Consider the following 1,126-nt stretch of genomic DNA (forward strand, 5'->3'; position numbering starts at 1 on the left):
GCTTAATGAGAGTATCATACCACATTCGGGACATTTTTCTTTGTGGTATATTAGGACAATATCAAAAATGGTTTATAGAAGAAAATTAAAAATCAAAAAAGGATTGACAGTTTTATGTTTTAAGGTTATAATTTAATATGTTGTTGATATGTTCAACACATGCGGATGTGGCGGAATGGCAGACGCACAAGACTCAAAATCTTGCGGGGGTGACCTCGTGTGGGTTCAAGTCCCACCATCCGCATAATAGCCATAAACCTTGATATTTCAAGATTTATGGCTATTTTTTTACCCTGCATCGGTATAACACATTACTGATCAGATAAATCTTTCTTATTACCGGCTATAAATTTTCCTAATACATGAGCCCCTGAAAATGTGCTATACTAAAAAGCAAAACTTATATAAGGAGAATCTCCCATGACGATAAATGAATACTTAAAATATCATAAACTCATCACCGACGGTTCCTTTGGAACTTACTACTCAGAAAAACATCAGACAGACGATATGCCTGAAAATGCCAATACTTCTTTCCCGGAACGGGTTCTTGAGATTCACAGCTCTTATATTGAGGCCGGGGCAAAACTGATTCGTACGAACACCTTTGCTTCCAACACATCCCTGCTGTCTTCTGACTGGACAACTGTCAAAAATAATATTCTGGCTGCTATCAAGATTGCAAAAACGGCTATTGGAGACAAAGAAGTCTTTATTGCCGGAGACATCGGTCCCATTCCTGAAAGCACTACAAGGAACTCTGATACCGACCCGTTATCAGAGGAATATTATCAGATAGCAAGATGTTTCGCCGAAAACGGAATCTCTGTTCTCACGTTTGAAACATTTCCGGATACAGAACATATACTCTCTGCAATTCAACGCCTCAAAAAAGAGTACCCACTTTTTATTATGGTACAATTCTGTGTGGATCAGTTTGGCTACAGCACTTCCGGTTTAAGTGCAAAAAAACTGCTTGAAACTGCTGCAGCTATGCCGGAAATTGATGCGATTGGTTTAACAGACTGTCTAACAATTAGCATAAATGGTATAATTAAATCACGAGATATAGGAACTAGGAGGTTTGATTATGGCATATATTGTTGGAACAGATAGAACTCAAATT

At 38.0% G+C, this 1,126-nt stretch carries 1 protein-coding gene and 1 tRNA gene; both read left to right on the forward strand.

Features of this window, described 5'->3' with window-relative positions; genetic code table 11:
• Positions 1–161: 161 nt before the first annotated feature.
• A tRNA-Leu gene (locus tag JQM82_RS15735) sits at positions 162–244 on the forward strand.
• Positions 245–420: 176 nt separating this feature from the next.
• Positions 421–1,116: a homocysteine S-methyltransferase family protein gene (locus tag JQM82_RS15740; RefSeq protein ID WP_235251362.1), complete on the forward strand. Its 696-nt coding sequence runs from the start codon at positions 421–423 to the stop codon at positions 1,114–1,116.
• The last annotated feature ends 10 nt before the right edge of the window (positions 1,117–1,126 follow it).

Origin of the sequence: Faecalicatena contorta (assembly GCF_021531995.1) — a bacterium.
GTDB classification, from domain to species: Bacteria; Bacillota; Clostridia; order Lachnospirales; family Lachnospiraceae; genus Dorea_A; species Dorea_A contorta_A.

Excerpts from the sequence above, each read along its gene's own strand:
- JQM82_RS15740 (WP_235251362.1), top strand. The coding sequence starts at position 421 with ATGACGATAAATGAATACTTAAAATATCATAAACTCATCACCGACGGT.